The organism is Streptomyces sp. URMC 123 (assembly GCF_051386515.1).
Lineage (GTDB): Bacteria > Actinomycetota > Actinomycetes > Streptomycetales > Streptomycetaceae > Streptomyces.
Map to the genome: position 1 here is coordinate 1 of NZ_JBPQTV010000449.1, position 4,226 is coordinate 4,226.

Consider the following 4,226-nt stretch of genomic DNA (forward strand, 5'->3'; position numbering starts at 1 on the left):
GCGGTGCGGCTGCCGCTGTCGACGATGGGGCTGCTGCAGTATCTGGCGCCGACGTTCCAGTTCGTCCTCGGCGTCGCCGTGTTCCACGAGGCGATGCCGCCGGAGCGGTGGGCGGGCTTCGCCCTGGTGTGGCTGGCGCTCGCGCTGCTGACCTGGGACGCGCTGCGGACGGCGCGCCGCGCGCGGGGTGCCCTGCGGGCGGCGTCGGCGAAGGCGGGCGCGTCGGCGGACCGCGCGGGCCCCACGGGGGCGGGTGCGGGTGCGGGTACGGGTGTGGCGACGACGGCCGCGAGCAGTGCCGCGAACCCGGCGGCGGAGGCCCCGGGCCCGGCGCCGCGCCCGTAAGGCTCCCGGCCCGTGAGGTCGCCCACCCCCGGCCCGCATAAGGCCTACGGGAGCGGCCGGCCGCCCGAGGCCGGGCCCGGCTGCGCGGCGCGCAGGCCGGCCGCCCAGTTGCGGAACTCGGCGGTGGTGACCGCCTCGGTCTCCTCCAGCAACCACCGGCGGGCGCCCTCGGCCATCCCGTGCTCCCGGCAGGGGTTCGCCCCCGCAGGCGTTCACCCCGCCGGGTAGGTGGTCAGGGGGCGCCGGGCGCCGCCGTTACGATCGCCCCCCCCTGAAGCCACCCTCCGTCGCGTGCGGTGTGCCCCCCGCGCGGGCCGTCACCCGGTACGTGTCCGCCGTGGCGGCGCGCTCGCCCTCCGCGTGGTTGTACTGGCCGGCGAAGACATGGCGCCCCGGGGGGACGGTGCGGCCCGGTTTGAGGGCCCAGCGGTAGCGCAGGACGCCGCCCTCCTCGCGTACCGAGACGTCGAAGTCCTCGGCCGGCCGGGTCTGCCAGTGGCCCGTGGTCGCCACACCGTCGGTCCGCGCGACGCGCAGTTCGACGACGAGCGCGGTCAGCGGCTCCCCGGCCTCGACGGTGAGGTTGCTCTGCGCCCAGTAGGCGTTGCTGTGCGGGTCGACGGCGCCCTCCGCCCGGAGCACCCGGCCGCCGTCGGGGCGCGTGCCGGCGGTCGGCGCCGACGGCCCGGGAGCGGCCGGGGCGTGCGCGGTGGCGCCCGGGGCCACCGGCCGGTGCGCGTGGTCCCGTACGGTGGCGGCGACCCCGTACCCCGCCACGGCGACGACCCCCGTCACGGCCAGGGCCGCGAGGGCGATCCGCGGCGAGGCCGGGGCCGTACGGCGGCGGGCGCGCGCGGCGCCGGCCTCCCTCGGCGCCGCCATGCCGTGCCGGACCCGCGCGAGCATGCGGGCACGGTCGGGCCGGTGGGCCTCGGCGGCCCTCCGCAGTTCCGCCTTCACGTCGTCGTTCATCGCGTCCTCCTCGCCACCAGCTCGCCGGCGGCACGCCCGCCGAGCAGCCGCTCCAGTTCGGCCATGCCCCTGGACGTCTGACTCTTGACCGTCCCCACCGAGACCCCCAGCGCCAGGGCGGTCTCCTTCTCGGACAGGTCGAGCGCGTGCCGCAGGACGACACAGGCGCGCTTGCGGAAGGGCAGCCGCGCGAGTGCCTGGCGCACATCGACGACGGCGGCCAGGTCCGGGGCGTCCGCCCACGCCGGACGGTTCGACCAGAACAGCGCGACGCGGCGGCGTTCCCGCACGGCGCTGCGGACGCGGCGGCGCGCCATGTTGGCCACCACGCCCCGGGCGTACGCCGCCGGGTGCTCGGCGGTCCGCAGGCGGTCCCAGCGGTGCCAGAGGGCCACCAGCGCCTCGGCGGCGAGGTCGTCGGCGCCGTCCGCCTCACCGGTCAGGAGGTGGGCGAAGCGGGCGAGTTCCCGGTAGTGGAGCTCGAAGAACTCGTGGAACTCCGCGGAAGCGTCGGAGACGGCCATGTCCGAGGGTCTCTCCTTGGGGGTGCGGGAGGGCGGGGCCGATGGCTCAGTGGGCGCGCGGTCGTGCGGTCGTGGCCGTGCGGTCGCCCTACGGGAGCGTCCCCGCGGATGTGAGCAGGCCCGCGCCCGCGGTCCGCGGCAGCGTGGCGGGCAGGCCGGCGGCACTCGGTTCGCGGCCGGTGGTCAGGGCGGGCCTCCAGTCCGCGGTGGGCTTGATCCGCTTCTTCGGGTGGGCCGCGTTGTGGGCACCCACCAGGTCGGTCTCGGCGCCGTTGACCAGGTTGCCGCTGCCCGCGAACGCGCCCGTGCCGTCACCGCTCAGTATCTGCGCGACCTTGCGGTCCTTCGACAGCACCCAGTGGTTGGCCTCGGCCACCACCTGCGCACCGGCACGAGTGTTGACGCTGTACTGGTGGGTGTAGCCGTTGCGCGGGGCGGTCAGGAAGAGGTTGTTGTAGAGGTGGGTCCGGCCGACGCGGACCAGCGGGGCCCGCTGGGTGACGCCCTCGAAGACGTTGTGGTGCAGGGTGACGCGCAGCTTGGTGTCCTTGTCGCTGCTGCCGATCAGCATGGTCTTGTCGTGGTCGCTGAACCGGTTGTACGAGACGGTGACCAGGTCGGAGGCGTTGGTGATGTCCAGGGCGCCGTCGTGGACCTGGTACTCGCGCCCGTAGTGGCGCGGGTTGGCGCGGTCGAGGCCGGGGCTGTCGGTGAAGGTGTTGTGGTCGGCCCAGACGTGCGTGGCGCCGCGCAGGCTGACCGCGTCGTAGGCGGAGTTCCAGTTGCCGTCCTCGCCGTCGGTGGGGTCCCACTGCGGGAAGCAGTCCCGGGTGTCGGCGAAGGTGAGGTTGCGGATGATGACGTCGTCGGCGCCCCGGACCTGGAGGCTGCCGCCCCGGATCGTCGCCCCGGTGCCGGGGAGGCCGACGATCGTGGTGCGGGAGGGGACGTCGAGAACGACCCGGGCGGCCTGCTCGGCCTGGGCCGCCGCACGTGCCTTCTCCTGCGCGCCGGACGGCCGCTTCGACCGTCCCCAGGTGGCCGGGTCGTATGCCTTCAGATAGGCGGCGGTCGAGTAGCCGGTGCCCGCCGCGTAGTCGTCACAGCGGAGCGGACGGCCGGCGTCGTCGGTGTTGGCGTCGATGACGCCCTTGACCTGGATGACGCGCGGCGCGCCGGCCGGCCCGGCGCGCAGGGCCGCGGCCAGTTGGGCGCGGGTGGTGACGGTGAAGAGGTGCGCCGGGTCGGCCGCGCTCCCGCCCTTGGTCCCGGCCCCCTCGGCGGCCCAGCCGTCACCGGCGCGCAGGGTGGCCCGGGCGAGGCCGGTGGGGGCCGCTCCGGCAGCGAGCGCCGCTCGGGCTTCGGGTGCGGCTTGGGCTTCGGGTGCGGCTTCCGCCGTGGGTGCCGAGGACACGAGGCTCAGGCAGGCGGCCGCGGCGAGGGCCGGGGCGACGACGGCCGCGTAGGCGCGGGCGCGCCGGGGGCGGCGGCGGTGGGGGGTGGGTGACATGAGCGTGCTTCCTTCCTGACGGGCCGACCGGTGGGGGCGCGGGTCGGCCGTGGCGGTGCGGCCGTGGTGCCGTGGCGGTGCGGCCGTGGGAGCCATGGGTGCCGTGGCGGTCGGCCGTGGCCGTGGCGCCGTACGGCGTGGCCGTGTCCCCGGTCGGTGCGCGGTTTCGGCGCACCCCCTTGTTGCCGCCGCACGGAAAAGGGTTGCTGTGACCCGCGGCACACCCGGGGCGGCGGGGCCCTTCGTACGCGGTCGGGGCGAGCCGCGCTCCCGGGCGCGGCCGGCTGTTCGGAGCGGCGGAACGCCGTGGCGCACGCGCTCGGCGAACCTCTGGATTCGCTCAAATGAAGATTCCCCCTCCCCTTACCGGTGGCAGAGTTCCGACGACGGGTGGACGGATGAGGGGCGGGTCGATGAACAGGGCCTCGGCGTCGAGGGCAAGGATCGCTGTCGCGGCAGGCCTCCTCGCGCTGGGCCTCCTCGCCGCCATCTCCCAGTGCGCGGGAGGGGACGCCTCCGGGCACCCGGCCGGGCGCCCCGCCAACGGCTCCCCCGCGGTGGCCCCCGCCTTCCGCGACGGCGAGGGCGACGCCTTGCCGCCGGTCACCACCGCTCCCTGAGAGCCGGTCGGCGCCCAAAGGCACGGGCCCCGCTGAGCGCGGGCCACGCCAACGCGCGCCGTCCCGCCGGCCCCGCGGCCCACGCGACGCGCCGCGCGCAACCACTTCAGGTCCATGTGACCGATATCCGTGACATCCAGTCCGGAATTCACCCTTGACTCGAAGTCAACGACATCCGACCATCATGCTCACGTCAATCAGCTCACGCTCCAACGCCCTGCGGCCCCTCACGCCGCAGGGCGTTGGAGCGTGAGC

The 4,226-nt window shown here is 75.9% G+C and carries 5 protein-coding genes and 1 pseudogene; 2 read left to right on the top strand and 4 right to left on the bottom strand.

What is annotated here, in order from left to right; translation table 11 throughout:
- Positions 1-345, top strand: a pseudogene (locus ACSNOD_RS29085) (EamA family transporter RarD); the annotation flags it as partial.
- A gap of 44 nt (positions 346-389) precedes the next feature.
- Here the strand turns inward: ACSNOD_RS29085 and ACSNOD_RS29090 are convergent.
- The 4 genes from ACSNOD_RS29090 to ACSNOD_RS29105 form a co-directional block, all read right to left on the bottom strand.
- Positions 390-521 (bottom strand): hypothetical protein, encoded by a 132-nt coding sequence (locus tag ACSNOD_RS29090; RefSeq protein WP_436770061.1) that lies wholly within the window; start codon positions 519-521, stop codon positions 390-392.
- 79 nt (positions 522-600) lie between these two features.
- Positions 601-1,317 carry a hypothetical protein gene (locus tag ACSNOD_RS29095; protein WP_436770062.1) on the bottom strand — a complete coding sequence of 239 codons (717 nt, stop codon included), beginning with the start codon at positions 1,315-1,317 and terminating at the stop codon, positions 601-603.
- Positions 1,314-1,841 carry a SigE family RNA polymerase sigma factor gene (locus tag ACSNOD_RS29100; protein WP_436770063.1) on the bottom strand — a complete coding sequence of 176 codons (528 nt, stop codon included), beginning with the start codon at positions 1,839-1,841 and terminating at the stop codon, positions 1,314-1,316. Before ACSNOD_RS29100 ends, ACSNOD_RS29095 begins: the two co-directional genes overlap by 4 nt.
- An 88-nt stretch (positions 1,842-1,929) precedes the next feature.
- Positions 1,930-3,351, bottom strand: a complete 1,422-nt coding sequence (locus ACSNOD_RS29105; protein WP_436770064.1) for a pectate lyase family protein — start codon at positions 3,349-3,351, stop codon at positions 1,930-1,932.
- A gap of 413 nt (positions 3,352-3,764) precedes the next feature.
- On the opposite strand from ACSNOD_RS29105, the gene ACSNOD_RS29110 reads away from it, so the two are divergent.
- Positions 3,765-3,971 carry a hypothetical protein gene (locus ACSNOD_RS29110; protein ID WP_436770065.1) on the top strand — a complete coding sequence of 69 codons (207 nt, stop codon included), beginning with the start codon at positions 3,765-3,767 and terminating at the stop codon, positions 3,969-3,971.
- Positions 3,972-4,226 lie beyond the last annotated feature (255 nt).

Bases quoted from the DNA above. Each gene is read 5' to 3' on its own strand.
- ACSNOD_RS29100 (WP_436770063.1), bottom strand. From the start codon at position 1,841: ATGGCCGTCTCCGACGCTTCCGCGGAGTTCCACGAGTTCTTCGAGCTC.
- ACSNOD_RS29105 (WP_436770064.1), bottom strand. From the start codon at position 3,351: ATGTCACCCACCCCCCACCGCCGCCGCCCCCGGCGCGCCCGCGCCTAC.
- ACSNOD_RS29090 (WP_436770061.1), bottom strand. From the start codon at position 521: ATGGCCGAGGGCGCCCGCCGGTGGTTGCTGGAGGAGACCGAGGCGGTC.
- ACSNOD_RS29110 (WP_436770065.1), top strand. From the start codon at position 3,765: ATGAACAGGGCCTCGGCGTCGAGGGCAAGGATCGCTGTCGCGGCAGGC.
- ACSNOD_RS29095 (WP_436770062.1), bottom strand. From the start codon at position 1,317: ATGAACGACGACGTGAAGGCGGAACTGCGGAGGGCCGCCGAGGCCCAC.